Source organism: Streptomyces sp. NRRL S-920 (genome assembly GCF_000717945.1).
GTDB classification, from domain to species: domain Bacteria; phylum Actinomycetota; class Actinomycetes; order Streptomycetales; family Streptomycetaceae; genus Streptomyces; species Streptomyces alboniger.
On record NZ_JODF01000002.1, the window covers coordinates 241,498 to 265,946 of the forward strand.

Sequence of the window (24,449 nt, forward strand, 5' to 3'; positions counted from 1 at the left end):
CGGCGGACCGGGCGGCGGTCACCGGTTCCGCGACCCTTCTCGGCCGCCCGGCGCGGGGCCCCATTGACCCGCCCCCGGCCAACGCCGTACAAACGCCGCATGCCACCTCCCCTCCCCCTCGCCGGTATCACCGTCGTCAGCCTTGAGCAGGCCGTCGCCGCGCCCTTCGCCACCCGGCAGCTCGCCGATCTGGGGGCGCGCGTCATCAAGGTCGAGCGACCCGGCGGCGGCGACTTCGCGCGGCGGTACGACACCACCGTGCACGGGCAGGCCAGCTATTTCGTCTGGCTCAACCGCTCCAAGGAGTCCCTCACCCTCGACCTCAAGTCGGAGCGCGGCAGGGAGATCCTGGAGGAGCTGCTCGCGGGGGCGGACGTCTTCGTGCAGAACCTCGCCCCGGGCGCGGCCGCCCGCATGGGGTTGGGCGCGGACCAGCTCCAGGCCCGCCACCCCTCCCTCATTCCCTGCACCATCAGCGGCTACGGCACCGACGGGCCCTGGGCCGACCGCAAGGCGTACGACCTGCTCGTGCAGTGCCAGACAGGACTCCTCCAGCTCACCGGCACCCCCGACGAGGCGGTGCGCGTCGGCATCTCGGTGGCCGACATCGCGGGCGGGATGTACGCGTACAGCGGTGTCCTGTCGGCCCTGTTCACACGGGCGACGACCGGCCGCGCACCGGCCGTCGAGGTCTCCCTCTTCGACGCGCTCGCCGAGTGGATGAGCCAGCCCGCCTACTACACGCGGTACGGCGGCACCCAGCCGCCCCGCGTCGGCGCCCGGCACGCGACGGTCGCCCCCTACGGCCCGTTCACCGCCTCCGACGGCAAGGACGTGCTGCTGTCCGTGCAGAACGAGCGCGAATGGGTGGCGCTGTGCACGGAGTTCATCGGCCGTCCGGAGCTGGCGGCCGACCCGCGGTTCGCCACCGGGTCCGGCCGCGTGGCGCACCGCGAGGCCCTCGACGCGATCATCTCCGTACGCTTCGGGGAACTCGGCAGCGAGGAGGCGATGAAGCTGCTCGACCGGGCCAACATCGCCAACGCGGGCGTCAATTCGGTCCATGAGTTCCTCGACCACCCCGTGCTGACCGAGCGCGGGCGCTGGCAGGAGGTGGAGGTGCCGGGAGCGCCGACTGCCGTGGAGGCGCTGCTGCCGCCCGCCGCTCTCTCCGGGGTCGCGCCGCGCATGGATCCGGTCCCCGCGGCGGGCGAGCACACCGAGGCGATCCTCGCCGAGCTGGGACGCGACCCCGACACCATCGCGCGGCTGCTCGCGGAGGGGGTCTGCCGGTGAGCGCCCTCGAGAGTCTCTCCCCCGACGAGCAGTTGGTCATCAAGACCGTGCGGGACTTCGTCGAACGCCACGTCAAGCCCGTAGCACGGGAGTTGGAGCGCGCCGACGCCTACCCCGAGGCGCTCATCGAGACGATGAAGGAACTCGGCGTCTTCGGGCTCGCCGTGCCGGAGGAGTTCGGCGGCACCGCCGTCTCCACCCCCTGCTACGTCCTGGTCACCGAGGAGCTGGCGCGCGGCTGGATGAGCCTGGCGGGCGCGATGGGCGGGCACTCGGTGGTCGCGAAGCTGCTCCTGCACTTCGGCACCGACGCGCAGAAACGCCGCTGGCTGCCCCGCATGGCCACCGGCGAGGTCCGCGCCACGATGGCGCTGACCGAACCGGGCGGCGGCTCCGACCTCCAGGCGCTGCGCACGATCGCCCGCCGTGACGAGGACGGCGGCGGCTACGTGGTCGACGGAGCGAAGACCTGGATCACCAACTCCCGCCGCTCCCAGCTGATCGCGCTGCTCTGCAAGACCGACCCGGACGCCGAACCCCGCCACCGCGGCATCTCCGTCCTGCTCGTCGAGCACGGCCCCGGCCTGACCGTCTCACGCGATCTGCCCAAGCTCGGCTACAAGGGCGTGGAGAGCTGCGAGCTGTCCTTCTTCGGCTACCGCGCCCCGGCCGAGGCGCTGCTCGGCGGCGTCGAGGGCAGGGGGTTCGGGCAGCTGATGAAGGGCCTGGAGACGGGGCGGCTCCAGGTCGCGGCCCGCGCGCTCGGCGTGGGGAGGGCCGCCTTCGAGGACGCGCTGCGCTACGCCCAGCAGCGTGAGTCGTTCGGCGTACCGATCTGGCAGCACCAGTCCATCGGCAACTACCTCGCGGACATGGCGACTTCGCTCTCCGCGGCCCGGCAGCTCACCCTGCACGCGGCCCGGGAGGCCGACGCGGGCCGGCGCGTCGACATGGAGGCGGGGATGGCCAAGCTGTTCGCGTCGGAGGCGGCCATGCGGATCACCCTGGACGCGGTCCGCATCCACGGCGGTCAGGGCTACTCCACGGAGTTCGACGCCGAACGCTACTTCCGTGACGCGCCACTGATGATCGTCGGCGAGGGCACGAACGAGATCCAGCGCAATGTGATCGCGCGTCAACTCGTCGCGCGCGGCGGCCTGGACGCCTGAGCCGTCCCTCAGGCGGCGGTGCCGAGCCCCTCGATGACCAGCGCGTTCGGCAGCCCGGCGAAGACCTTGCCGGGCACGATGAGCTTGCCGCGGCGGCTTCCACTGCCCACGAGGACGTACGGCAGATCGGCGACGACGGCGTCGACGAGCAGTGGCCACGCGGCGGGCAGCCCGATCGGCGTGATGCCCCCGTACTCCATGCCGGTCTCGCCCGTGGCCGTCTCCATCGGCGCGAACGAGGCCTTGCGGGCGCCGAGTTGACGCCGTACGACGCCGTTCACGTCCACACGCGTCCCGGACGGCACGACGCACGCGGCGAGCGTGGCCTGCCCACCGCGCTTGCCCGCGACGACGACGCAGTTCGCGGACTGATCGAGCAGTTCGGGGCCGTAGTGCTCAAGGAAGGCCGCGGTGTCGGCCCACCGCGGGTCGCTGTCGACATGGATCAACTCGTCGGCGGGGACGGGCCCGTGCCAGCCTCGTACGGCTTCCGCGACGGGCGCGACCAGCAGGTCCAGGACTTCGGGGGCGGGGTGGACGACGTCGAAGTCACCAAGAGGAGCACGCATGGCGGCACGCTAACAGCCGTCGAGCGGCCGAGCCGGCGGTGATCAGTAGGCGGACGCGTGGGCGGGCGGCACCGAGACCGACATCGTCATCTCTACGGGCTCGGCCCCCTTGTTGTGGTAGCCGTGCGGCACATTGGCCTCAAAGGTGGCCCCCGTCCCCGCCGCGACGAGGTGCTCGACGCCGTCCACGACGAGCGTCAGTTCGCCCCGCGACACGTGCAGCAGCTCGACGGTGCCCGGCGGATGCCCGTCGGAGTCGCTGCCCTCGCCCGGCATCAGATGCCAGGACCACAGCTCGAAGGGGCCGCGCGCCTCGGCTCCGACCAGGAGCGTGGTGCTGCTGCCCGCCTCCGTCGACCACATGCGCACCGCCTGCTCCGCCGGTACGAGCCGGACGTGGGAGCCCTGTTCGTAGTCGAGGAGCGTGGTGATGCTGACGCCCAGCGCGTCCGCGAGCTTCACCGTGATGCCCACGCTGGGGTTGGTCCTGGCCTGCTCGATCTGGATGATCATGCCGCGGCTCACGCCCGCGCGGGCCGCCAGGGCGTCGAGGGTGAAGCCCCTCTCATTGCGCCAGCGCTTGAGGTTGCGTGCGAGCGACTGGGTCAGCTGGTCGAGGTCCGACACATTCCGTCCACTGTATTGGCCGTCCAATATTTTGGATGACAGAGTTCACGATAGTGCACTACGGTGTGGTGCACCTGATGCTTCCCGATGGTTCAACACACTGTACTGCGAGGCCCTTCCATGACCGTACTGTTCGCCTTGGCCACCAGCTTTCTGTGGGGCCTCGCCGACTTCGGCGGCGGACTGCTGACCCGGCGCGTCCCCGCCCTCACGGTGGTAGTGGCCTCGCAGACGATCGCCGTGGTCGTACTCGGCGTGATCGTGGCGGCGACCGGCGGCTGGACGGAGTGGGGACCGCAGCTGTGGTTCGCGGTGGGCGCGGGCCTCGTCGGCCCGGTCGCCATGCTCGCGTTCTACAAGGCTCTCGCCCTCGGCCCGATGGGCGTCGTCTCGCCGCTCGGCTCGCTGGGCGTCGCGGTGCCCGTCGGCGTCGGGCTGCTGCTCGGCGAGCGGCCCGGGGTGGCGCAGTTCGCGGGCATCGCCGTGGCGGTGGCGGGCATCGTGCTCGCGGGCGGCCCCGAGCTGCGCGGCGCGCCCGTCCAGCGGCAGGCCGTCCTGCTCACGCTCGTCGCGGCCTTCGGCTTCGGCGGCGTCATGGCGCTGATCGCCGAGGCCTCCACCAGCCTGACCGGCCTGTTCCTCGCCCTCTTCGTACAGCGCGTGACGAATGTGACGGCGGGCGGTACCGCGCTGTACGTCTCGGTGCGGCGCGGCGGCAGGGCGCTGCCCGAGGGTTCCGGCATGGGCGTCCTGTGGGCGCTGGTCCCCGCCCTCGCCTTCGTGGGCCTGGCGGACGTGGCGGCCAACGGCACGTACTCGGTGGCGGCCCAGAACGGCCCGGTCACGGTCGCCGCGGTGCTCTCCTCCGTCTATCCGGTGGTCACGGCGCTCGCCGCCATGGCGGTACTCAAGGAACGGCTGCGCGGAATCCAGGCCGCGGGCGCGGGCCTGGCCCTGGTGGGCACGGTACTCCTGGCGAGCTGAATCCCCTGAGCCCCCGCGGCGGAGCGCCCGGCTCAGCCCTCCCTCAGCTCGCCCAACTCACCCAACTCGCCGAGGGCGATCAACTGTTCCGGCGTGATCCCGTCGGGAATCGGCACCGGCGCGGGCGTCCGCAGCGGAGGCTGCCACCCCAGGTCGGCGTCCCACGTACGCACGACGCGCGCCGGCGCCCCCGCCACCACCGCGTGATCGGGCACCTCACCGCGCACGACCGCCCCCGCGGCGACCACGACGTTCCGCCCGATCCGGGCCCCCGGCAGGATGACCGCGCCCGTCCCCACCCAGCACCCCGGGCCGATCTCCACCGGATCCATCCGGGGCCACTGCTTGCCGATGGGCGTGTGCGGATCGTCGTACGAGTGGTTGGTGGACGTCACGTACACATAGGGGCCGAAGTAGCAGTCGTCGCCGATGGTGACCGCGGTGTCCGCGATGACGTGGCTGCCGCGGCCGAGTACGACGCCGTTGCCGATGCTCAGGATCGGCTCGGGACCGAGGTCGAGGTCCGGCATCATCCCGGCGGTCAGCGTGACGTGCTCGCCGACGACGCAGTGGTCGCCGAGCCGGATCCACGGCTCCCCGAAGACCGTGCCCTGCGGGAAGGCGAGCTTCGTGCCCTCGCCGATCGCGGCGAAGCGCAGCCGTCCGGGGCACGCGGCGGTCACCGCGCCCGTGCGCTGCATCCACGCCCAGCCCGCGTGGACCGCGCGCTGCGCGAGGCGGCGCGGCGCGGCGGCAAAGGACGAGAACGTGTTCCTGTTCTTGGGCACGCGCTCACGTTACTCAGTGCCACCGGACCCCGCAGGCCCACGGCCTGTGATCTTCACCCTACGGCCGGGGCCGCCCCGCGTCCCGTACGGTGCCGTCAGCAACGACGCACACGGACGTACCGAAGAGGGAGCGAGTCGATGGGCCACGAGGCACTCATCACCGGCATCGGCGGCAAGGACCCGAAGATCGACCAGGACGCGTTCACCGCGCCGACGTCGGTCGTGCTCGGCGAGGTGACGCTGCACGCGGGGGCGAGCGCCTGGTACGGCGCGGTGCTGCGCGCCGACTGCGGGCCCATCGTCGTGGGCGCCGACAGCAACATCCAGGACAACTGCACCCTCCACGTCGACCCCGGCTTCCCCATCGCCATCGGCGAGCGCGTCTCGGTGGGGCACAACGCCGTGCTGCACGGCTGCACCGTCGAGGACGACTGCCTGATCGGGATGGGCGCGACGGTCCTCAACGGCGCGGTGATCGGCGCCGGTTCGCTGGTCGCCGCGCAGGCCCTGGTGCCGCAGGGCATGCGGGTGCCCCCGGGCTCACTGGTCGCGGGCGTGCCCGCCAAGGTGCGCAGGCCGCTCACCGACGAGGAGCGCGAGGGCATCTCCTACAACGGAACGATGTACGTCGAGCTGGCGAGGGCCCACCGCGAGGCGCACGCCGCCGAGTGACTCAGGCGCTGGGTAACTCAGGCGCCGGGTGACTCGGGCGTCGAGTGACTCAGTCGCTGACGGAGACGGGCTCCCGCTCGGGCGCCGCCGTCCCGGCGGCCTCCGCCTCGGCGGCCGCCTTCTTCGCCCTGCGCTTGACGAACAGCATCGAGCCGACGCCGATCAGGACGGCGATGGCGAGGCCCAGGTAGGAGAAGCGCTTCAGCCAGTCCTCGGCGACCACGCCGATGTAGTAGATGACGGCGGTGGTGCCGCCGGCCCAGACGATGCCGCCGAGGACGTTGGCGACGAGGAACTTCCAGTACGGCATGCGCAGCACGCCCGCGAGCGGGCCCGCGAAGATGCGGAGCAGGGCGACGAAGCGGCCGAAGAAGACGGCCCACATGCCCCACTTCTGGAAGGACCGCTCGCAGGTCGCGACGTTGGCCGCGCTGAAGTGCTTGGGGAACTTCCGCTCCAGCCAGGCCAGCAGCGGCCGACCGCCCTTGCGCCCGATGGCGTACCCGATGGAGTCGCCGATGATGGCGCCCGCCGTGGCGCACACACCCAGGATCACCGGGTCGATGTCACCGTGCTGGGAGGAGAGGAGGGCCGCGGAGACCAGGACGATCTCACCGGGCAGCGGAATGCCCAGGCTTTCCAGACCGATGACGATTCCCACCAGCGCGTAGATGCTGACGGCTGGCACCTGCTCCAGCCACTCCTGGACGTGCAACGCCGGTTCCTCCCGTAGTCCAAGTACCTGCCCGGCGTACGCGCCACACGGCCGCGCACGCCGGGCAGCCTACCCGTCCGGGATCACCGGGGGCGGCTCGGGCGGGGCGCCCCCGTCAGCTCGGGTCGTTGGGCCGCAGGGTCCACAGGACCGTCATCTCGCCGGTCACCGCCCCGTCCGCGCGCTGGATCTCGATCGCGACCGGGAACTCCGGGCGCTGTCCCGCGTCCAGCTCGGCGACCACGTCGGCGGCGGGACGGCCGAGGGTGGCCGTCGCCGTCACGGGGCCCATGGCCAGCTTCTTGTACGCGATCTCGGCGCTGACGGCGAGCGGCACGGCGCGGGAGAGCTGCGCGCCGAACGCGGCGAGGACGATGGCCCCGCTCGCGGACTCGCCCAGCGTGAACATGGCGCCGGCGTGCGGGCCGCCGACGTGGTTGTGGTAATCGCTCTGGTCCGGCAGGGCCACGACGGCCTTGTCCGGCGTGGTCTCCCGGAACTCGAGGTTCAGGGTCCTGGCCATCGGCACCGTGGCGGCGAGCATCTCGCCGATCGACATCTGGTCTGCGCTCATGGCCGCGATGTTACCCACGAGTAGACTCGGTTGACCAGGGCTGTCCTCCCGAGGGATCGCCGGGGATCACCGTCACCTATCGTTGACGCCCATGTGGCATGGACAGCAGCCGCCCGGGGGCGAACAGGACCCGCGGGGCCAGGAAGAGAACCCGTACCAGCGGCCCGGGTACCAACAGCCCAACCCCTATCAGCAGCAAGCCCCTTGGGACGCTCCGACCATGCCTGGCGGCCCGCGAGGTGCGGCGTCCGGGCCCCCGCCGGGCAACGGCAGGCGGACGAAGGTGATCGCCCTGTCCGCGGCGGCGGCCGTGGTCGTGGCCGCCGGCGTCACCGGGTTCCTGCTGCTGGGCGGCGACCAGGACGACACCGCGAAGCCGGACCCGACGCGGTCCGCCGCCTCCGCGAGCCCGTCCGGCTCCGCCGACAACCCCCGCACCGGGGGCGGCGACCCCGAACCGACCGTGCCCGGCTGGAAGGTCGTCGTGAACCCTCGGCGCGGCATCGCGTTCGACGTGCCTCCCGAGTGGTCCCTGGGCGCCAGGGACTGGGCCGGCGGGATCGTGGAGGAGAAGGACGCCGACGACGAATCGGCCCCGCTCATCGCGGCCTTCGCCGCTCCCGCCTACTTCAAGGAGAAGTGGTGCGCGAGCGACGACGACAGGGACGGCGTCAAGGACCACACCGCGCTGGCGGCCGCGGGCACCCGGGGCAACAGGGGCGTCAAGAGCACCGAGGAGGCCGCGCGGCACGACGCCACCATGTGGGTCTACGGCGCGTACGCGCAGCCCGACAAGAAGAAGGTCACGACCGGCGCCGTGGAGTCGTACACCACGAAGTCGGGTCTCAGCGGCAGTCTGGTGAGCGCCAGTTCGGCGGGCGTCGAGAAGCAGGACACGTGCGACTCCGACGGCAAGGCCACGGTGTTCGCCTTCAAGGACTCGGGCGGGGAGTTCGCCTCCTGGTCCTTCCACGGCGCCAAGGGGGTCGCGGGCGAGCTTCCCGACGCGACCGTGAAGAAGATCCTTGCGACCGTGCGCGAGTACGAGATGCCCGAGGACTGAGCAGCGCCGATGCCCTCCGGGGCGACCCGACGGAATCCTGACGCTTTTCCCCGCTTTCTCCGTATGTACCGCCCGCGCCCCGCGCCCGCGTTCCCCCGTCGGCGGCGGCCCGACGGGGACGCCCGTGGCAACCGGCGCCCCGGCACCTCTATGGTTACTGGCCATGTGGCCAGAACAGCAGCCGCCCGGGGGCGAGCAGAACCCGCAGGACCAGAATCCGAACCCGTACCAGCAGCCGGGGTACCAGGCGCCGAATCCCTATCAGCAGCCGGGGTACCAGCAGCAGCCCACGGGGGGTTACCCGCAGCAACCGCCGGCCGGTGGCTACCAGCAGCACCAGCCGGGCGCGTTCTCGCAGCCCGAGCAGCCGCAGTGGGCCGCTCCGACGCCGCCGCCCGGGATTCCGCAGCAGGGCGCCGGCGGCCAGGGTGGCGGTGGCCAGGGCGGGGGCGGCAACAAGACGAAGATCACCGCCATCGTCGCTGCGCTGGCCGTGGTGGTGGCGGCCGGCGTCACCGGCTTCCTCGTCCTCGGCGGTGACAAGGACGACAAGGTCGACGAGGCGGGCCCGGCGAAGCCCTCGAAGTCCGTCACCGGGAAGCCGAGCCCGACGGCCACCGATGGTGGCAACGAACGCGGTGAGGGCGGCGAGGACAAGCCGACGATCCCCGGCTGGCAGGTCGTGGTGAACCCCAAGTGGGGCACCGCCTTCGACGTCCCGGCGGACTGGGAGGTCAAGACGCCGGGCACGTTCATCGGTTTCGACGACCGCAAGGACGACGGTACGAAGGCGATCATCGGCATGTCCGCGCCCGCGTACTACAAAGAGAAGTGGTGCACGACCGACAGCGACGACGACGGCAAGCCCGACGAGACCTCGCTCGCCGCGGTCGGCACCAAGGGCCAGAACGGCGCCAAGAACACCAAGGACGTCGCGCGCAACGACTCGGCCTGGTGGGTCTTCGGCGGCTACACCGAGCAGACCAAGGCCGACAAGAAGAAGATCAAGATCGGCAAGGTGGAGGAGTACACCACCAAGTCGGGCGTCAAGGGCAGCGTCGCCACCTCGACGACGTCCGGCGCGGCCACCTCCGCCAAGTGCGACTCCGAGGGCAAGGCCACCACGTTCGCCTTCAAGAACGAGGCCGGCGAGTACGTGGCCTGGACCCTCTACTCCGCCAAGGGCGTCAAGGATGAGGTCTCCGACGCCACGGTCAAGAAGATCCTCGCCACCGTGCGATGGAGCGAGGCGGCCTCCGAGGAGTCCTGAGCGGGCCACATTCTGAATCAGTGCACGTTCTGAATCAGTGCACGTTCTGAATCAGTGCACGTTCTGAATCACGGCGCGTTCCGAGTCAGTGCAGAAACGGTTTGGCAAGTCGGCCGACCACCGGGGATAGTCCCGGGGTGACGACGACTCCCGCCCCCGCGCCACGCCGCCGCCCCTCCTGGGCGGGGCGCAATTACACGCTGCTGACCGCCGCCGCGATCGTGACGAACCTCGGAAGCCACGGGGCGTTGATCGCGGCGGCGTTCGCGGTTCTCGACGCCGGGGGCGACGGCGGGGACGTCGGGCTCGTGGCGGCGGCGCGGACGCTGCCGCTCGTGTTGTTCCTGCTCATCGGCGGGGCGGTCGCCGACCGGCTGCCGCGCCACCATGTGATGGTCGCCGCCAACGCCCTGAACTGCGTGTCGCAGGCGGCGTTCGCCGGGCTCGTCATCGCGGGCGAGCCGCAGCTGTGGCAGATGATGCTGCTCACCGGTCTCGGCGGCGTCGGCCAGGCCTTCTTCGGGCCCGCGGCCGAGGGCATGCTGATGTCCTCGGTCAGCGGGGAGCAGGTCAGCAGGGCCTTCGCTATGTACCGGCTCGCGATGCAGGGCGCGGGCCTCGGCGGAGCCGCGCTCGGCGGGCTGATGGTCGCGGCGATGGGCCCCGGCTGGGTGCTCGCCGTGGACGCGGTGGCGTTCGCGGCCGCGGGGGCGCTGCGTTCGTTCCTCGACGTCAGCCACATCCCGGAGCGCGCGCCGGGCGGCGGGCTCCTCTCCGACCTGCGGGACGGCTGGCGGGAGTTCACCTCCCGCCCCTGGCTCTGGTCGATCGTGGCGCAATTCTCCGTCGTGGTGGCGGTGGTCGGCGCCGCCGAATCGGTGTTCGGGCCGCTGGTCGCCCGCGACGAGTTGGGTGGCGCGGGGCCCTGGGGCCTGGCGCTCGGCGCGTTCGGCGCGGGCACGGTCGGCGGCGCGTTCCTGATGATGCGGTGGAAGCCGCGGCGGCTGCTGTTCGCGGGCACCCTCTGCGTCTTCCCGCTGGCCGCGCCCTCGGCGGCGCTGGCCGTGCCGCTGCCGGTGGCCGGGCTCGCCGCGGTGATGTTCGTCAGCGGGGTGGCGATCGAGGTGTTCGGCGTCTCCTGGATGACCGCGATGCACCAGGAGATCCCCGAGGAGAAGCTGTCGCGCGTCGCCGCCTACGACTGGTTCGGCTCGATCGCGATGGTCCCCCTGGCGACGGCCCTCGCCGGCCCCGCGGAGTCCGCGTTCGGGCGCTCCGCGTCGCTGTGGGGCTGCGCGGCGCTCGTGGTGCTGGTGACGGCGGCCGTCCTGTTCGTCCCCGACGTACGCCACCTCACACGGCGTACGAAGGAAGTGACGAAGGTCCCCACGCCCCGCGCCGCCGCCTCCGCGGACGCCGTCGCCACGACCTCAGCCGACGCTGAAGGCCCCGCCGGGCGGCTCGGGTGAGGGGACCGCGTCCTCGTCGCGTACGGCCTTCGCGTCGCCGATGAGGCGCCGCAGCGGCCCGCCGTGTTCGACGCGGGCGGGGAAGGCGTCGGAGGCCGTGCGCCGGGCCAGTGCCGCGATGTCGATGGGGGCGTGCGAGGCGATGAGGACCGCGTTCCCGAAGCGGCGACCGCGCAGCACGGCCGGTTCCGCGATCAGTGCCAGTTCCTCGAAGACCTCGGCGAAGGTGGCCAGCTGGGAGCGGAGGAAGGCGAAGGGCGCGCCGTCGGCGAGGTTCGCGGCGTATCGGCCGTGCGGGCGCAGTACGCGGTCGGCGGCCCTCGCGTAGGCGGCCGTGGTGAGGTGCGCGGGCACGCGGGAGCCGCCGAAGACATCGGCGACGAGGAGGTCGGCGCTGTCGTCGGGCGCGGCGTCGAGCCACTGCCTCGCGTCCGCGCCGTGCACGGTGATCCCCGAGTCCGCGGGCAACGGCAGGTGCTCGGCGACCAGTCGGAGCAGTCCGCGGTCGGCCTCGACGACGTCCTGCCGGGAGCCGGGCCGGGTCGCGGCGACATAGCGGGGCAGGGTGAGGGCGCCGCCGCCGAGGTGGACGACGCCGAGCGGAAGGCCCGGTCCGGCCGCGGTGTCCAGGACGTGGGCGAGGCGGCGCGCGTACTCGAACTCCACATGGGTGGGCGCGTCCAGGTCCACGTACGACTGGGGCGCCCCGTCGACGGTGAGCAGCCAGGCCCGCTCCCGGTCGATGTCGGGCATCAGCCTGGCGGTGCCGTGATCGACCTCCCGGATCACCGGAATCGCCTCGTCCGGCGGCCCGGCCCCGGCGCCGGTCTCGAACTCCTGCTCGTGCTCGTCCACGCGCTCCATTGTGCCCGCCCGCCCCGGGGGCCCGATGCTCCCGGGGCGGGCGGTGCGAGGTCATGGCCCGTCAGACGACCTCCGTGACGGTGCCCGCGCCGACGGTGCGGCCGCCCTCGCGGATCGCGAAGCCGAGGCCCGTCTCCAGCGGTACGTCCCGGCCCAGTTCGACCGTCATCGTGACCGTCTCGCCGGGCCGGGCCACCGCCGTCTCGCCGAGGTCGACGTCGCCGACCACATCCGCGGTACGGATGTAGAACTGCGGCCGGTACCCCGTGGCGATCGGCGTCGTACGGCCGCCCTCACGGGTCGACAGGACGTACACATGCGCGGTGAAGCGCCGCTTCGGGCTGACGCTGCCGGGCGCCGCGACCACATGGCCGCGGCGGACCGCGTCGCGTGGCAGGCCGCGCAGCAGCAGCGCCACGTTGTCCCCGGCCTGCGCCTCCTCCATGGGCTTGCCGAAGGTCTCCAGACCGGTGACCACCGTCTCCGTGTCGGCGCCGAGGACCTCCACGCGGTCGCCGACGCGGACGGTGCCGCGCTCGACGGCGCCGGTGACGACGGTGCCGCGCCCGGTGATGGTGAGCACGTTCTCGACGGGCAGCAGGAAGGGCGCGTCGACATAGCGCTCGGGCATCGGCACGTACGTGTCCACCGCGTCCAGGAGCGCCTCGATCGCGGCGGTCCAACGCGGCTCGCCCTCCAGCGCCTTGAGCCCGGAGACCCGTACGACAGGGACGCAGTCCCCGCCGTACCCGTGCGCGGAGAGCAGGTCGCGGACCTCCAGCTCGACGAGGTCGGTCAGCTCCTCGTCCCCGGCGTCGGCCTTGTTGAGGGCGACGACGATGTGGTCGACGCCGACCTGACGAGCGAGCAGGACGTGCTCGGCGGTCTGCGGCATGATCCCGTCGAGCGCCGAGACGACGAGGATCGCCCCGTCGAGCTGGGCGGCGCCGGTCACCATGTTCTTGACGTAGTCCGCGTGGCCCGGCATGTCCACGTGCGCGTAGTGCCGGGTGTCCGTCTCGTACTCGACGTGCGCGATGTTGATGGTGATGCCGCGCTGCGCCTCCTCCGGCGCGCGGTCGATGCGGTCGAAGGGCACGAACGTGCCGGTGCCGCGCTCGCTGAGGACCTTGGTGATGGCGGCGGTCAACGTGGTCTTGCCGTGGTCGACGTGGCCCATGGTGCCGATGTTCAGGTGCGGTTTGGTGCGGACGTAAGCCGTCTTGGGCATGGTGGTTCCTTCTCCGGAACTCGAAGCTGTTGCCCCGGCCCCGCGGCGTGCGCGCGGGCGGGACGGGGACCCCGGGGCCGGACCGACCCTCCCCCTGCGGGGTCCGCCGGAGTGTCCGGGGAGGGTCAGCTTCGGGCGCCGTCGAAGGCGTCGGGGGCGACGGGGGCGAGGTCGGCAGCCTTCGCAGCGCCCGCGACTGCGGGCGTGGCTGCGAGGAAGGCGTACCGGAACATGCGTCTGATCCTCACCGAAGGGGGCGCCCGCGTCGAATGAATTTCGCTCGGCCGCGGGGCCGGATTCACCGGATCCAAGGGGTCAGACGCAGGAGGCCTGACGCAGGAGGCCTGACGCAGGGGGGAGTTCAGAGGTTTTTCAGCGCTTCCCGTACGGACAGCGGCGCGAGCCGGTCCCGTTCGCGCTCGACGAAGGCGCGTACGGCCTCCGGGTCGGTCTTGGCGTACTCGCGCAGGCACCAGCCGATCGCCTTGCGGACGAAGAAGTCGGGGTGCCCCGACTGGCGTACGCAGTAGGCGAAGAGGCGCTCCGAGTCCGTCGCCGACTTGTGGCGGAGCTGATGGAGGAGGGCCGTGCGGGCCACCCAGAGGTTCTCGTCCTCGATCCACTCGTCCATGGCGGTGCGCAGGCGCGGGTCGGCGCGGACCAGTCCGCCGACGACGTGCGCCGCGAGCGCGTCGACGGTGTCCCACCAGGGGCGAATGGTCACGAGGTGGCGCGCGACCGGCAGAAAGGCGGAGGAGCAGCGCCGCACGTGACGGCGCAGATAGTCCACGGCGAAGTAGGCGTACTCCCGTTCGGGAAGGGCCCAGCAGCGCAGCGCGATCGCCGCGCAGTCCGCCTCGTCGGGGCGCGGCGTCCCGGCGAGCACGGCGCGGTCCAGCTCGCGGCGCACGGGCGAGGTCAGACCCAGGAAGGGAGCGATGTCCTTCATATAGGCGCGCATCCGAGCGGCCTGCGGCTGATCGGCCGCCGCGGAGTAGCTCTCGACGAGCCGGGCGAGCACCGCGTCGGCCAGGTCACTTCTCGGGACTGTGACGCTCATGAGACGCACCATACGGCGATCAGACACATCAGCCGGTTAGTCTTCCCGGATGTTCGAGACCGCAACCGCCCGACCCCAGGGCTTCGCCGTGCGCTGCACCAGGGCGCTGCTGTCTCCGTGGTCACGGCTGTCGCTGCTCGTGGTGCTGCTCGCGGCGGCGGGGACGTGCGTGCTGCTGTTCGAACCGCAGCGGCTCCTCTCCGACGGGTGGCCCGCGCAGTTGGGCGGCGCCACGGCGGTGGCGCTGTTCGCGGTGGCGTACGGGGCGTGCACCGCCGCGTTCGTGCCGCGACCGTTGCTCAATCTGGCGGCCGGTGCGCTCTTCGGCTCGCAGGCGGGTCTCGTGGCGGCGGTCGCGGGCACGGTGTTCGGTGCCGGGATCGCCTTCGGGCTCGGCCGGATGCTGGGCCAGGACGCGCTGCGGCCGCTGCTGCGGGGCCGTTGGCTGAAGGCGGCGGACGGCCAGCTCAGCCGGCACGGCTTCCGGTCGATGCTGGCCGCGCGGCTCTTCCCCGGCGTGCCGTTCGCCGCGGCGAACTACTGCGCGGCGGTCTCCCGCATGGGCTGGCTGCCGTTCCTGATCGCCACGGGCCTCGGGTCGATTCCGAACACGGCGGCGTACGTCGTCGCCGGTGCCCGCGCCTCGACGCCGACGTCGCCGGTCTTCCTGATCGCGATGGGCTTCATCGCGGTGACGGGTCTGGCCGGAGCCACGGTCGCCTGGTTCAAGCGCCACCACTTCCGCGGCGGCCGCTGACGCCCACTCGCCCCCGCGGGCGTCGGGGCCCCTCAGGAGCGCCCTAGGAGCGCTCTTAGCGGCTTCAGAGCGCTTCGAGGATCGTCGCGTTGGCGAGTCCGCCGGCCTCGCACATGGTCTGTAGGCCGTACCGGGAGCCGCGCAGGCGCATCGCGTGCACGAGCGTGGTCATCAGGCGGGTACCGCTGGCGCCGAGCGGGTGGCCGAGGGCGATGGCCCCGCCGTGGACGTTGACCTTCTCGTGGTCGGCGCCGGTCTCCCGCAACCAGGCCAGCACTACGCTCGCGAAGGCCTCGTTGACCTCGAACAGGTCGATGTCGTCGAGGCTCAGCGACGCCTTGCGCAGCACCTTCTCGGTGGCGGGCAGGATGCCGGTGAGCATCATGAGCGGGTCGGAGCCGGTGACGGCGAAGCTGTGCAACCGGGCGAGCGGGCGCAGGCCGAGCCGGGCCGCGTGCTCGCTGGTGGTGATGAGGACGGCGGACGCGCCGTCGTTGACGGGGCTGGAGTTGCCCGCTGTCACGGACCAGTCGATCTGCGGGAAGCGTTCGCCGAATCCGGGGTCGTAGTAGGCCGGCTTCAGACCGGCGAGGACCTCGGGCGTGGTGGCGGGGCGCACCGACTCGTCGCGGGTGAGGCCCGCGACCGGCACGGTCTCGGCGTCGAAGAGGCCCGCGTCCCAGGCGCGCGCGGCCCGCTGGTGGGAGGCCGTGGCGAAGGCGTCCATCCGGTCGCGTCCGATGGACCACTTGGCGGCGATCAGCTCGGCGCTGATGCCCTGCGGGACCAGGCCGTCGGGGTAGCGCTCGGCGATGCCGGGCCCGAACGGGTCGGCCCCCGCGGGCACGTTCGACCACATCGGTACGCGGCTCATCGACTCCACGCCGCAGGCCACGACCATGTCGTACGCCCCCGACATGACGCCCTGCGCCGCGAAGTGCACGGCCTGCTGCGAGGAGCCGCACTGCCGGTCGACGGTGGTCGCGGGCACGGACTCGGGGAAGCCCGCCGACAGGACGGCGTAGCGGGTGGTGTTCATGGCCTGCTCGCCGACCTGGTCGACGGTGCCGCCGATCACGTCGTCGACCAGGGCGGGGTCGATTCCGCTGCGCTCGACGAGGGCGCGCAGGGTGTGGGCGAGGAGTTCGACGGGGTGGACGCCGGCGAGGGCGCCCTGGGGCTTGCCCTTGCCGACGGGGGTGCGTACGGCTTCGACGATGACGGCGTCACGCATGGGGCGGCCTCTTTCGACTACCGAGGGAGAAACCAGTGAGTAGGAAAACTGGACTCACCATAACTTCGTGAGTTGGAAAATCAAACCCTCTCGGATGCGCCCCCTAGACTGCCCCGCATGAAGGATCCGCGCCCCTGCTCCATCGCCGATGCCCTCGCCCTGGTCGGCGAGAAGTACTCCCTGCTCGTACTGCGCGAGGTGTGCCTCGGCAACGAACGCTTCGACCAGCTCGTACGCAACATCGGCGCCCCCCGCGACGTCCTCGCCGCGCGCCTTCGCCGACTGGTGGAGGCCGGCGTCCTGGAGAAGGTCGTCTACAGCGAGCGTCCGCAGCGTTTCCGCTACCGGCCGACGCGGGCGGGCCTCGAACTGGAGCCGGTCCTGATGACCCTGATGGCGTGGGGTGACCGGCATCTGCGCGGGGACGACGGCCGCCCGATGGTCCTTGAGCACGCGTGCGGTCATGAACTGGTGCCGGTGGTGACCTGCGCGGCCTGCGGCGACGCGGTCCGCCACGAGGACGTCACCGCGCATCCGCAGACCCCGGGCTGGACGACGACGGGGCCCTCGGCCGCCTGAACGGCCGCTTGAACGGCGACCCGACGCGGAGCGGGGACGCGGCCTGCGACCCGGTCGGCGCCGGGCAGTCCGGCGCGGGCGAGGCGGCCCTCCCGGCGGTCCCGTAACCCAAGGCCGCTACGCTGCCCCACGACGAGGGGCGCGATCACCCCTCGCGTCCCGGCGTTCCGCCTCCGGCACGCTCTCCCCGCACGCCCAGCCACGCACCTCTCTGACCTCTCTGACCTCTCTGACCGTGATGACCGCTGTGACCGCTCGCGCGGTCTGATGATCAGTACTTGGACGGCGCAGTTCTCATGTCTTGGCTTGAATCCTTCATCCTCGGGCTCGTCCAGGGACTGACCGAGTTCCTTCCGATCTCCTCCAGCGCGCATCTGCGGCTGACGGCGGCGTTCGCGGGCTGGCACGACCCCGGCGCGGCGTTCACGGCGATCACGCAGATCGGCACCGAGACCGCCGTGCTGATCTACTTCCGCAAGGACATCGCGCGGATCCTGTCGGCGTGGTTCGGCTCGCTCCTCGGGAAGGTGCCGCGCTCGGACCACGACGCGCAGATGGGCTGGCTCGTCATCGTCGGCTCGATCCCGATCGGCGTCCTCGGCGTGACGTTCAAGGAGCAGATCGAGGGCCCCTTCCGCGACCTGCGCCTGATCGCCACCACGCTGATCGTCATGGGCATCGTCCTCGGCGTCGCCGACCGCCTCGCGGCCCGTGACGAGACGGGCGGGAAGCACCGCGCCGTACGCCACCGCAAGGGGCTCAAGGAGCTGGGCGTCAAGGACGGCCTGATCTTCGGCCTCTGCCAGGCGATGGCGCTGATCCCGGGCGTCTCCCGCTCCGGCGCCACGATCAGCGGCGGCCTCCTGATGGGCTACACCCGCGAGGCGGCGGCCCGTTACTCCTTCCTCCTGGCCATCCCCGCGGTGCTCGCCTCGGGCGTCTTCGAGCTGAAGGACGCGGGCGAGGGGCACGTCTCCTGGGGCCCGACGATCTTCGCGACGATCGTCGCATTCGTGGTCGGCTACGCGGTCATCGCATGGTTCATGAAGTTCATCACCACGAAGAGCTTCATGCCGTTCGTCTACTACCGGATCCTGCTCGGCATCGTGCTGGTGGTGCTGGTCAGCATGGGCGTGCTGAGCCCGCATGCGGGGGAGTCGGCGGGCTGAGAGCGGGCCACACGGGTAGCGCTATCTAGCATTTCCTAGCGCCTGATTGCAGCACCACGCCATGATCATCTCCCACTTGTCTCCCACTCATCTCCTATGGGGAGCTGGGATACGTCCCACTAGGACGGGTGCGTCCGCAAAGAGGGGATGACACGGAAGGGCCCGCCCGTCCGTGCGGGCCCTTCCGTACGACGACATCGCAAGCCTGGTGTCGGCCGACCTCGACCCGGCGCTCAAGCTGACGTGCACCACGCCTCCGAAGCAGCTCGTCCACGGACCACGCCGTCCAGATCCACACCGAGATGATCAACGACCGCCGGCTCCTCGGATCCACACGGGCCGAGTGTGAGATCCGGTGGCCCGACTATGCTGACACCAGCGTTGCGCCCGTGGCCGCGATCCGGGATGAGGGCCCCTGACTTCTTCGAGGCGCCTGGAGGAAGCCGTGACCGCCGAACTCCCCGACTGGATGATCCCGCCCAGGATCAGCGGCTGGGAAGCTGATGACCTCGACCTCCTCGCCCAGGCGCCGCGGCACACCGAACTCATCGATGGAGCCCTTATCTTCATGATGTCGCCGCAGCGGTCCTGGTACGCCCGGCTGGTGGAGAACCTGACCTTCGCCCTGCGCCAGGCCGCCCCCGACGGGTTCGACGCCGAGCGTGAGATGACCGTCCGGCTCGACAAGAAGAGCCGCCTCGAGCCGGACATCCTGGTCACGACTGCCCCGTACGACCCGGACCGAACGTGGTACGCGCCCGAAGACGTCGCCCTGGTCATCGAGGTCGTCTCGGAGGAGTCGGCGGACCGCGACCGTTCCCTGAAGCCCTTCAAGTACGCACAGGCCAGGATCCCCCACTTCTGGCGCGTCGAGGACGAGATCGGCGCCCCCACCGTCCACACGTACGAACTCGACACCATGACCAGTACCTACGTGGCCACCGGCATCCACCGGAACCGGTTGAAGGTCTCCGTCCCCATCCCCCTCGACATCGACCTCGACAGCCTCGTGCCCTGACCGCCCTCCCGGACGCCGGGCCACGGCTTCGCAAGCTGGAAGCGTAAGCCGCCCCACGCCCCCGCGAGGGCGAAGGTGAACGGTTGACGGGGCTCGTACCGGCCGGTGACGTCGCGAGCAGGTTGCCGGGTGGGGAAGTTACGGGCTTCACCGCAGCGGCAGTGGGCCGCCCGCTCTCGTGCCCGCCCGCTCCGCTGGACAGCACCCGTGGGTTGGCGTCCAGGCTCTGCGTCATCGCTTCCCTGCCTGGCTGGGGGATGCCTTCCCGGGCGGCTAGAACGGCTCGGCGCGCATCACGGCGGTCGGCAAGAAGAAGGGAACGGTTACGTCCCGTTTCAGTGCTCAAGACCTCTCGGACTGGAATTCCGCCAACCACGCGGGTGCGTGAGCTACTCGGAGTGGCTCGAGTAACACTCGGAAAGGGCGCAGTAAGAACAACGGCAGGCAGGGCCGCGGGGCGATTCAATAAGGCCCTGTACTCCTACTGCTATTATGCGAGGCGATGAAATTTATATTCGGCCCACCATTGGCGTTGGCGGCCGTCCTCCTGCTCTCCTCGTGCGGTAATGATGACAAAGCGGCGAAGGTTGCAGTGCATGAGGTCACCGGAATGTGGGTCGAGTCGAGCGGCGGCAGAGTCGATATCTCTGCCGACCGGACATTCAACGCGTCCAGCCTGAAATCTGACGCTTTTGCCGACAACGGCTGTCCCGCAGGCGCCTCGTCCGGCACGTGGGGTTTCTACGTCTACAAGGGCGACGCGTTGACCGAGGTCTCGGAGAAGGCGAAGTCGGGATCCCGGATCGGTCTTTCGTTCAACGGTGTGCCGCAGGAGGACTGCATGATCGACCTCGTCGCGGTTAACGGCGGTGACACGCTCTGCGCTTCCGACGACCCGGACGCGCCGTGCGGCCTCGACGTGAGGTTCTCCCGCAAGCCGTGACGTGGGGCGCCCCCTCGTGCGTGGTGCCCAGGACGCGGCCGGGCCGAGCGACCTGACCACCAAAGCCGCAACGAAGGCGCCCACAGAAGACCGCGTGAGATACGCCGGGATGCGCATCCTTGCGATGCAGAGCGACCCGATCGCCCGACTGCGGGTGATGAAGGCGCGGTGGGCTTCGATGGGTTCGTTGGGTAGACGGCTAACGGTGGTGTCGGGTAGGGGAACTCTCCGAATGCCCCGTCTAAAGAGCACTGCGGACAATGTCATAGGTAGTCGAAGAAGCGAGTCCACCACGTCGGGGGATGCTCGGGCGGGTAGAAGGCGACGAGGTCGCTGACGCCGTCGTATCTCGTCCAGAGCAGGTGCTCCGAGATGGGGATGTAGCCGAGTGCTTCGAGTTCGTCATCGATGCGGTAACGGTCTGTGTCCTGGAAGAACTCGCGTTCTTCTTCCTCGTCGTAGCTTCCGGGATTGCCCAGGGTCACGGTGGCGAGGTTCCTGAAGTTGCTGATGGTCACGGTGATGTGTCCCCCGCCGGCTGTAGCGGCGTCCGGGATGACGATCCTCCCGTGGTGGCTGGCATCCTGGACCCCTCGGTCGACGATGCAGGTGCACTGGAACTGCTGGTCCAGGCGGGATACGAGACGGTCGAACCGGGCCCGGGCGTCTGTGTGGTCGTAGCCGCGGGGGAATTCCATGTGGTCCGGATCATCGAGTGCTCGCAGCAGTGCCCACGCGTGCTGGTCGTCGAGAGGCATGTACGTCTTCTCCTTGCTGGTGAGCACGATGAGAGCGCTGGCTGACATCCGCAGCGTAGGCGGCCCAGTCACCGCCGGATGCCTTCTGCCACTGAATGGCGACTTGGATGTGGACGCCGAGTATCCGGGCGGGGATCGCCGCAGGGAGTTCGCCTTCGGCTGCGCAAGATCGGCATTCGCCCCCAATAGGACCGGCCCACCGGCCTGTTCACCCTCGCTGGCTCTCGGCGTTTTACTCAGCCATGCCGTTGATGACGCGGTAGAGGACATACAACCCGTACAGGGCGAGGAGCAGGCCGAGGAACCGTGTCCACGCGGGCAGAGGGCGGCGCTTATGGGTGTTCCACATACACCGGAGGCGCACCACAGCGGAGACGGTGCCGAGTGCGGCGATCCCCGTGAAGACCCAGAACAGCACGGGCCGATCACTCACCGGCGCGTTCTGCACTCCTGCATTGCCGATGATGAGCAGCAGGTAGGGGGCGATGTACTGAGCCGGGGTGAACTCCCGAACGCTCTCAGAGCTAGCGGAATCGATCATTGGTGTGCCTCCGAAGCATGGTTGGCGTCGGCATGGATGTGCGCCCCACGGCCGGGGAACAACCGTGGGGCGCACAGTGGGCGCCACCGAGGCCCGCGTGCCGTCCAATGGGGGGCCAATCGTCCGGTCAGGAACCGCAGTGTCGGGTGGTCAGATCGAGGTCCGGGGGACAGACAAGCACGTGAAGCTCCTGGCGGTGCAGGCGATCTTGTTCGTGAACCGGTCTACCGGAAGCTTCATCACCTGCGCAGGCCAACTGGCGGATTCAGCAATCAAGTTGGTCGCCAGCATCATCGATGCGTGCTCTGTATAGGGTGGTGGGCGTGGATGTGACGGGGTGTCTTGGGTGTGACCTTCTGGCCGGGCGCCGGGAGTTGCCCGGGGGTGTCCTGCACGAGACCGCCGCCTGGGTTGTGAATCACGTCGTCGGTCCGATGAATCTCGGTACCTTGATCGTCGGCCCGCGAGAGCACGTCGTGGCCATCGCGGAACTCGACGACACGGCAGCGGATGAACTCGGCCCCTTGCTACGCGATACGGCTCGTGTCGTGGAGACGTTGTGCCAGCCCGAGCAGACCTACGTCTGTATGTGGTCGCACGGCCGCGACGCACGCAAGCACCTCCACATCGCGGTCCAGCCGGTGACCGCTGAGGTGCGGGCCCGCTACGGCGGCCTGCGCTCCGAGCAGCTTCAGACCCGGATGCTGGCCAGCGGTGACGAGCCGGACGTCACGGAGGTCGAGCGGTTCTGCGAGCAGGCTCGCGAGCTGTTTCGAACGATCACCGGCAGTAGCGCCGAACACAGCGGCTGATCACCACGCGGCCTCAATGTGAGGTCGGCAAAGGCTCAAAGTGGTTTTGACTGGTCAGCATGGGGGTGCTCGGCCCGCACGCCGACGAGTCGACGGGCTGAGCCGCACCCCCGCTGCCCGCCCCCCCCTCACCGACCTTCCCGCGCTACGCCTCCGCCCCCTTCACGTACTCCTGGGCCATACCCCCCGCGAAGTCGTACAGCACGACCGGCTCGTCGCCGACGACCCAGGCGTCGTGGCCGGGCGAGCATACGAAGACGTCGCCCGGTCCTACTTCGCTTTCGCCTCCGTCGTCCATGCGGATGTGCATCCGCCCCTGGACGACGCAGCCGTTGTGGTGGATCTGGCAGCTCTCGGTGCCGGTGAGTGGCGCCACGGACTCGGACCAGCGCCAGCCGGGCTCGAAGGTGGCCACGGCGAAGTCCAGTCCCGTGAGGTGGACCGCTTCGAGGTGACCGCGAGGGAACTCGAGCTGCTCGTCCGGCTTCTCGACCGTCTTGACCTCCATCATGATGACTTCCTCCGTTCGGGCCATACCCTGCCCATACTCCGGGAGTCAGTCGTCGCCGCCGCGGGGTCCACGGTCGACATCACCAGCCGACCCCTGTCACTCCATCCTCTGCCTGTCAACCGGAGGATGCCAACCGGGGGTCTCGCCCAGGCCTCAGCGCCTCAGGGCCTCGGAGCCTCAGGACTGAGGGCGGCTGCCGTGGTTGGCCGCGTGCTTGCGGCGGGACTTCTTCTTGCGGCGTCGCTTCGAGGACATGTCGCCACCTCTTCCGGTAGGGACCCGACCCATGGTTCGACGGGTCGTTTTCTACCGTTCCATATGGATATGGGGGCGGCTACCCGGGAGCCGGTGACCGTGATCGATCACGGGGCGGAGGTGTGTGGTAGCTGACAGTTCCGATTGTCGTAGGTATCGCCTAGGCTTGGCGCCATGCCCTTAACCCCACCACCCCGTGGTTCCGTGCGGTCTTCTGTCGAACTGAACGAGCGGATCCGCGGCCTGTGGCTGCGCGCCGGCGGCCGTCTCAGCGCCGAGCAGCGCAGAGAGTACGAGCAGTTGGTGACGGAGTGGGCGGCCGCGGTCCGCGAAGAGATAGTCAAAGCGGCCTGAGGTGCCGCCGTTTTTCGACCTCGCCCCCGGGGTTCGGGTGCCCGTTCCCGCCTCCGGGGAGACCTGGACCGTCGGCGCGGTCATCCTCAATGAGCGCGGCGAGGCCTTCGCCCAGAAGCGGGGGCCCGACCGTCGCCTCTTCCCCGACAGCTGGGACATCGTCGGCGGCCATGTCGAGCCCGGCGAGGCGCTTCTCGACGCTCTCGCGCGCGAGATCGAGGAGGAGACCGGCTGGCGGCTGCGGCATGTGCGGCGGTTCCTCGGCGTTGCCGAGTGGACCGGGGACGATGGCGGAGGCGTGCGGCGCGAGGCCGATTACGTCGTCGAGGTCGAGGGGGATCTGAGCCGCCCCGCCCTTGAGTGGTCCAAGCACAGCGCGTACGGCTGGTTCGGCCCCGGGCAGCTGCAACGACTGAAGGAGAACCGTTCGCCCGGGGAGTTCCTGATCCACGACCTCGTCAGCCGCGCGCTCCAGGACCACCCATCGGCGCGGTGACGTCGGGGCCGCCGTCCGTCCACTCCCGGCCGCCACGCCGGCTCCTCTTCCATGCAAGCCCCTTGGCTCGGCACCCCCCGTGCCCAACACTGAGCCGATGACGCAGCGCGTGGAACTCGCCGCCGTGATCGACCGGTTGGCCATCGATGCCCTCATCACCGAGTACGCGGTGACCGTCGACGACGGTGACTGGGACGCCTACCAGCAACTGTTCACCCCGGAAGGACGCGCCGACTACCGCTCGGCCGGTGGCATCGAGGGAGGGTACGCCGAGGTAGCCGCGTGGCTGGCCGGGACGATGCGGATGTTCCCGATGCGCCAGCACCTGATCGTCAACCGCAGGCTGGAGTTCGGCGCGCTGGACCAGGACATCGGTGACACCGCGCGCCTCCAGGCCGACTATGTGAACCCCATGCGGTTCGCCGCCGGCCCCCACGACCCCGACGACCCCGATGACGCCGTTGGCCCCGGCGCCTCCACGGCCCCCGACTTCATCTGCGGCGGGCGCTACGCCTTCTCTCTCGTACGTACGTCCAGCGGCTGGCGCATGCGGGCGGTGGCCGTGCGGGAGAAGTGGCGCCGGGGCGGCGACCGGCCGCGCTCGACGCCTGCCGATCACTGACGCCTGCCGTACAGCAGTTCGCCCGCCGCGCCAGGCTCCGCCCGGCCCC

28 protein-coding genes are annotated in these 24,449 nt (G+C 70.6%); 16 read left to right on the plus strand and 12 right to left on the minus strand.

Features of this window, described 5'->3' with window-relative positions; translation table 11 throughout:
* Positions 1–99: 99 nt before the first annotated feature.
* Positions 100–1,296 carry a CaiB/BaiF CoA transferase family protein gene (locus IG54_RS0102595; protein ID WP_030776752.1) on the plus strand — a complete coding sequence of 399 codons (1,197 nt, stop codon included), beginning with the start codon at positions 100–102 and terminating at the stop codon, positions 1,294–1,296.
* Positions 1,293–2,465, plus strand: coding sequence for an acyl-CoA dehydrogenase family protein (locus IG54_RS0102600; protein ID WP_030776754.1), 1,173 nt, complete (start codon positions 1,293–1,295; stop codon positions 2,463–2,465). The genes IG54_RS0102595 and IG54_RS0102600 overlap by 4 nt, the downstream gene beginning before the upstream one ends.
* Positions 2,466–2,473: 8 nt before the next feature.
* Here the strand turns inward: IG54_RS0102600 and IG54_RS0102605 are convergent, their stop codons facing one another.
* Together IG54_RS0102605 and IG54_RS0102610 are read right to left on the minus strand one after the other, a co-directional pair.
* The gene (locus IG54_RS0102605) at positions 2,474–3,034 is read right to left on the minus strand and encodes a YbaK/EbsC family protein (RefSeq protein WP_030776757.1); all 561 of its coding nucleotides are present in this window, start codon (positions 3,032–3,034) and stop codon (positions 2,474–2,476) included.
* A 42-nt stretch (positions 3,035–3,076) separates the two neighbouring features.
* Complete coding sequence (locus IG54_RS0102610; protein WP_030776760.1) at positions 3,077–3,661, minus strand: helix-turn-helix domain-containing protein; 585 nt, start codon at positions 3,659–3,661, stop codon at positions 3,077–3,079.
* A 120-nt stretch (positions 3,662–3,781) separates the two neighbouring features.
* Between IG54_RS0102610 and IG54_RS0102615 the strand changes: the two genes are divergently transcribed.
* Positions 3,782–4,645, plus strand: a complete 864-nt coding sequence (locus tag IG54_RS0102615; RefSeq protein ID WP_030776762.1) for a DMT family transporter — start codon at positions 3,782–3,784, stop codon at positions 4,643–4,645.
* Positions 4,646–4,677: 32 nt separating this feature from the next.
* Here the strand turns inward: IG54_RS0102615 and IG54_RS0102620 are convergent, their stop codons facing one another.
* The gene (locus IG54_RS0102620; protein ID WP_030776765.1) at positions 4,678–5,433 is read right to left on the minus strand and encodes an acyltransferase; all 756 of its coding nucleotides are present in this window, start codon (positions 5,431–5,433) and stop codon (positions 4,678–4,680) included.
* 138 nt (positions 5,434–5,571) lie between these two features.
* Here IG54_RS0102620 and IG54_RS0102625 point away from each other — a divergent pair, with 138 nt between their 5' ends.
* The gene (locus IG54_RS0102625) at positions 5,572–6,105 is read left to right on the plus strand and encodes a gamma carbonic anhydrase family protein (RefSeq protein WP_030776767.1); all 534 of its coding nucleotides are present in this window, start codon (positions 5,572–5,574) and stop codon (positions 6,103–6,105) included.
* Between the two features lie 49 nt (positions 6,106–6,154).
* Here IG54_RS0102625 and IG54_RS0102630 read toward each other — a convergent pair whose 3' ends face one another.
* The gene (locus IG54_RS0102630) at positions 6,155–6,820 is read right to left on the minus strand and encodes a DedA family protein (RefSeq protein ID WP_030776769.1); all 666 of its coding nucleotides are present in this window, start codon (positions 6,818–6,820) and stop codon (positions 6,155–6,157) included.
* 115 nt (positions 6,821–6,935) lie between these two features.
* A complete protein-coding gene (locus tag IG54_RS0102635) occupies positions 6,936–7,394 on the minus strand; it encodes a DUF4442 domain-containing protein (RefSeq protein WP_199783072.1) in 459 nt (152 codons plus the stop codon).
* 91 nt (positions 7,395–7,485) lie between these two features.
* Between IG54_RS0102635 and IG54_RS0102640 the strand changes: the two genes are divergently transcribed.
* The 3 genes from IG54_RS0102640 to IG54_RS0102650 all read left to right on the plus strand — a co-directional run bounded on the left by IG54_RS0102640 (position 7,486) and on the right by IG54_RS0102650 (position 11,196).
* The gene (locus IG54_RS0102640) at positions 7,486–8,457 is read left to right on the plus strand and encodes a hypothetical protein (RefSeq protein WP_030776772.1); all 972 of its coding nucleotides are present in this window, start codon (positions 7,486–7,488) and stop codon (positions 8,455–8,457) included.
* Between the two features lie 163 nt (positions 8,458–8,620).
* Positions 8,621–9,727 carry a hypothetical protein gene (locus tag IG54_RS0102645; RefSeq protein WP_030776773.1) on the plus strand — a complete coding sequence of 369 codons (1,107 nt, stop codon included), beginning with the start codon at positions 8,621–8,623 and terminating at the stop codon, positions 9,725–9,727.
* Between the two features lie 137 nt (positions 9,728–9,864).
* Positions 9,865–11,196: an MFS transporter gene (locus IG54_RS0102650; protein ID WP_037896077.1), complete on the plus strand. Its 1,332-nt coding sequence runs from the start codon at positions 9,865–9,867 to the stop codon at positions 11,194–11,196.
* Here IG54_RS0102650 and IG54_RS0102655 read toward each other — a convergent pair.
* The 3 genes from IG54_RS0102655 to IG54_RS0102670 all read right to left on the minus strand — a co-directional run bounded on the left by IG54_RS0102655 (position 11,158) and on the right by IG54_RS0102670 (position 14,351).
* Positions 11,158–11,949, minus strand: coding sequence for a spermidine synthase (locus IG54_RS0102655; protein WP_051819220.1), 792 nt, complete (start codon positions 11,947–11,949; stop codon positions 11,158–11,160). The two genes, IG54_RS0102650 and IG54_RS0102655, sit on opposite strands and share 39 nt — an antisense overlap.
* A 172-nt stretch (positions 11,950–12,121) precedes the next feature.
* Positions 12,122–13,291, minus strand: coding sequence for an elongation factor Tu (tuf, locus tag IG54_RS0102660; protein WP_030776777.1), 1,170 nt, complete (start codon positions 13,289–13,291; stop codon positions 12,122–12,124).
* 361 nt (positions 13,292–13,652) lie between these two features.
* The gene (locus IG54_RS0102670; RefSeq protein WP_030776778.1) at positions 13,653–14,351 is read right to left on the minus strand and encodes a DNA alkylation repair protein; all 699 of its coding nucleotides are present in this window, start codon (positions 14,349–14,351) and stop codon (positions 13,653–13,655) included.
* 49 nt (positions 14,352–14,400) lie between these two features.
* Between IG54_RS0102670 and IG54_RS0102675 the strand changes: the two genes are divergently transcribed.
* Positions 14,401–15,108 (plus strand): TVP38/TMEM64 family protein, encoded by a 708-nt coding sequence (locus IG54_RS0102675; RefSeq protein ID WP_030776780.1) that lies wholly within the window; start codon positions 14,401–14,403, stop codon positions 15,106–15,108.
* Positions 15,109–15,172: 64 nt separating this feature from the next.
* On the opposite strand, the gene IG54_RS0102680 is transcribed toward IG54_RS0102675, so the two are convergent.
* Positions 15,173–16,342: a thiolase family protein gene (locus IG54_RS0102680; protein ID WP_030776782.1), complete on the minus strand. Its 1,170-nt coding sequence runs from the start codon at positions 16,340–16,342 to the stop codon at positions 15,173–15,175.
* Between the two features lie 108 nt (positions 16,343–16,450).
* Between IG54_RS0102680 and IG54_RS0102685 the strand changes: the two genes are divergently transcribed.
* The 4 genes from IG54_RS0102685 (at position 16,451) to IG54_RS0102705 (ending at position 20,051) form a co-directional block, all read left to right on the plus strand.
* Positions 16,451–16,921: a winged helix-turn-helix transcriptional regulator gene (locus IG54_RS0102685; protein ID WP_199809488.1), complete on the plus strand. Its 471-nt coding sequence runs from the start codon at positions 16,451–16,453 to the stop codon at positions 16,919–16,921.
* 296 nt (positions 16,922–17,217) lie between these two features.
* Positions 17,218–18,090 (plus strand): undecaprenyl-diphosphate phosphatase, encoded by an 873-nt coding sequence (locus IG54_RS0102695; RefSeq protein WP_030776785.1) that lies wholly within the window; start codon positions 17,218–17,220, stop codon positions 18,088–18,090.
* 469 nt (positions 18,091–18,559) lie between these two features.
* A complete protein-coding gene (locus tag IG54_RS0102700) occupies positions 18,560–19,108 on the plus strand; it encodes a Uma2 family endonuclease (protein WP_420712219.1) in 549 nt (182 codons plus the stop codon).
* 502 nt (positions 19,109–19,610) lie between these two features.
* A complete protein-coding gene (locus IG54_RS0102705) occupies positions 19,611–20,051 on the plus strand; it encodes a hypothetical protein (protein ID WP_063756180.1) in 441 nt (146 codons plus the stop codon).
* 263 nt (positions 20,052–20,314) lie between these two features.
* Here the strand turns inward: IG54_RS0102705 and IG54_RS0102710 are convergent, their stop codons facing one another.
* Together IG54_RS0102710 and IG54_RS0102715 are read right to left on the minus strand one after the other, a co-directional pair.
* Positions 20,315–20,836 (minus strand): hypothetical protein, encoded by a 522-nt coding sequence (locus IG54_RS0102710; RefSeq protein ID WP_234335934.1) that lies wholly within the window; start codon positions 20,834–20,836, stop codon positions 20,315–20,317.
* Positions 20,837–21,041: 205 nt separating this feature from the next.
* Positions 21,042–21,350 carry a hypothetical protein gene (locus IG54_RS0102715; protein WP_030776794.1) on the minus strand — a complete coding sequence of 103 codons (309 nt, stop codon included), beginning with the start codon at positions 21,348–21,350 and terminating at the stop codon, positions 21,042–21,044.
* A 434-nt stretch (positions 21,351–21,784) separates the two neighbouring features.
* On the opposite strand from IG54_RS0102715, the gene IG54_RS0102725 reads away from it, so the two are divergent.
* Positions 21,785–22,162 (plus strand): hypothetical protein, encoded by a 378-nt coding sequence (locus IG54_RS0102725; RefSeq protein ID WP_234335936.1) that lies wholly within the window; start codon positions 21,785–21,787, stop codon positions 22,160–22,162.
* A gap of 145 nt (positions 22,163–22,307) precedes the next feature.
* On the opposite strand, the gene IG54_RS0102730 is transcribed toward IG54_RS0102725, so the two are convergent.
* Entirely contained in the window at positions 22,308–22,673 is a 366-nt protein-coding gene (locus IG54_RS0102730; RefSeq protein WP_030776800.1) for a cupin domain-containing protein, read from the minus strand.
* Between the two features lie 459 nt (positions 22,674–23,132).
* Here IG54_RS0102730 and IG54_RS39860 point away from each other — a divergent pair, with 459 nt between their 5' ends.
* The 3 genes from IG54_RS39860 (at position 23,133) to IG54_RS0102745 (ending at position 24,400) form a co-directional block, all read left to right on the plus strand.
* Positions 23,133–23,282, plus strand: a complete 150-nt coding sequence (locus tag IG54_RS39860; protein WP_420712218.1) for a hypothetical protein — start codon at positions 23,133–23,135, stop codon at positions 23,280–23,282.
* Positions 23,283–23,319: 37 nt separating this feature from the next.
* Positions 23,320–23,778 carry an NUDIX hydrolase gene (locus IG54_RS0102740; protein ID WP_037896079.1) on the plus strand — a complete coding sequence of 153 codons (459 nt, stop codon included), beginning with the start codon at positions 23,320–23,322 and terminating at the stop codon, positions 23,776–23,778.
* A 97-nt stretch (positions 23,779–23,875) separates the two neighbouring features.
* Entirely contained in the window at positions 23,876–24,400 is a 525-nt protein-coding gene (locus IG54_RS0102745) for a nuclear transport factor 2 family protein (RefSeq protein WP_030776805.1), read from the plus strand.
* The last annotated feature ends 49 nt before the right edge of the window (positions 24,401–24,449 follow it).

Coding starts and splice junctions, on each gene's coding strand:
- IG54_RS0102645 (WP_030776773.1), top strand. CDS start 8,621: ATGTGGCCAGAACAGCAGCCGCCCGGGGGCGAGCAGAACCCGCAGGAC.
- IG54_RS0102730 (WP_030776800.1), bottom strand. CDS start 22,673: ATGATGGAGGTCAAGACGGTCGAGAAGCCGGACGAGCAGCTCGAGTTC.
- IG54_RS0102705 (WP_063756180.1), top strand. CDS start 19,611: ATGAAATTTATATTCGGCCCACCATTGGCGTTGGCGGCCGTCCTCCTG.
- IG54_RS0102670 (WP_030776778.1), bottom strand. CDS start 14,351: ATGAGCGTCACAGTCCCGAGAAGTGACCTGGCCGACGCGGTGCTCGCC.
- IG54_RS0102675 (WP_030776780.1), top strand. CDS start 14,401: ATGTTCGAGACCGCAACCGCCCGACCCCAGGGCTTCGCCGTGCGCTGC.
- IG54_RS0102605 (WP_030776757.1), bottom strand. CDS start 3,034: ATGCGTGCTCCTCTTGGTGACTTCGACGTCGTCCACCCCGCCCCCGAA.
- IG54_RS0102745 (WP_030776805.1), top strand. CDS start 23,876: ATGACGCAGCGCGTGGAACTCGCCGCCGTGATCGACCGGTTGGCCATC.
- IG54_RS0102695 (WP_030776785.1), top strand. CDS start 17,218: ATGTCTTGGCTTGAATCCTTCATCCTCGGGCTCGTCCAGGGACTGACC.
- IG54_RS0102595 (WP_030776752.1), top strand. CDS start 100: ATGCCACCTCCCCTCCCCCTCGCCGGTATCACCGTCGTCAGCCTTGAG.
- IG54_RS0102700 (WP_420712219.1), top strand. CDS start 18,560: ATGATCCCGCCCAGGATCAGCGGCTGGGAAGCTGATGACCTCGACCTC.
- IG54_RS0102625 (WP_030776767.1), top strand. CDS start 5,572: ATGGGCCACGAGGCACTCATCACCGGCATCGGCGGCAAGGACCCGAAG.
- IG54_RS0102635 (WP_199783072.1), bottom strand. CDS start 7,394: ATGAGCGCAGACCAGATGTCGATCGGCGAGATGCTCGCCGCCACGGTG.
- IG54_RS0102640 (WP_030776772.1), top strand. CDS start 7,486: ATGTGGCATGGACAGCAGCCGCCCGGGGGCGAACAGGACCCGCGGGGC.
- IG54_RS0102655 (WP_051819220.1), bottom strand. CDS start 11,949: ATGCCCGACATCGACCGGGAGCGGGCCTGGCTGCTCACCGTCGACGGG.
- IG54_RS0102615 (WP_030776762.1), top strand. CDS start 3,782: ATGACCGTACTGTTCGCCTTGGCCACCAGCTTTCTGTGGGGCCTCGCC.
- tuf (WP_030776777.1), bottom strand. CDS start 13,291: ATGCCCAAGACGGCTTACGTCCGCACCAAACCGCACCTGAACATCGGC.
- IG54_RS0102725 (WP_234335936.1), top strand. CDS start 21,785: ATGAATCTCGGTACCTTGATCGTCGGCCCGCGAGAGCACGTCGTGGCC.
- IG54_RS0102715 (WP_030776794.1), bottom strand. CDS start 21,350: ATGATCGATTCCGCTAGCTCTGAGAGCGTTCGGGAGTTCACCCCGGCT.
- IG54_RS0102680 (WP_030776782.1), bottom strand. CDS start 16,342: ATGCGTGACGCCGTCATCGTCGAAGCCGTACGCACCCCCGTCGGCAAG.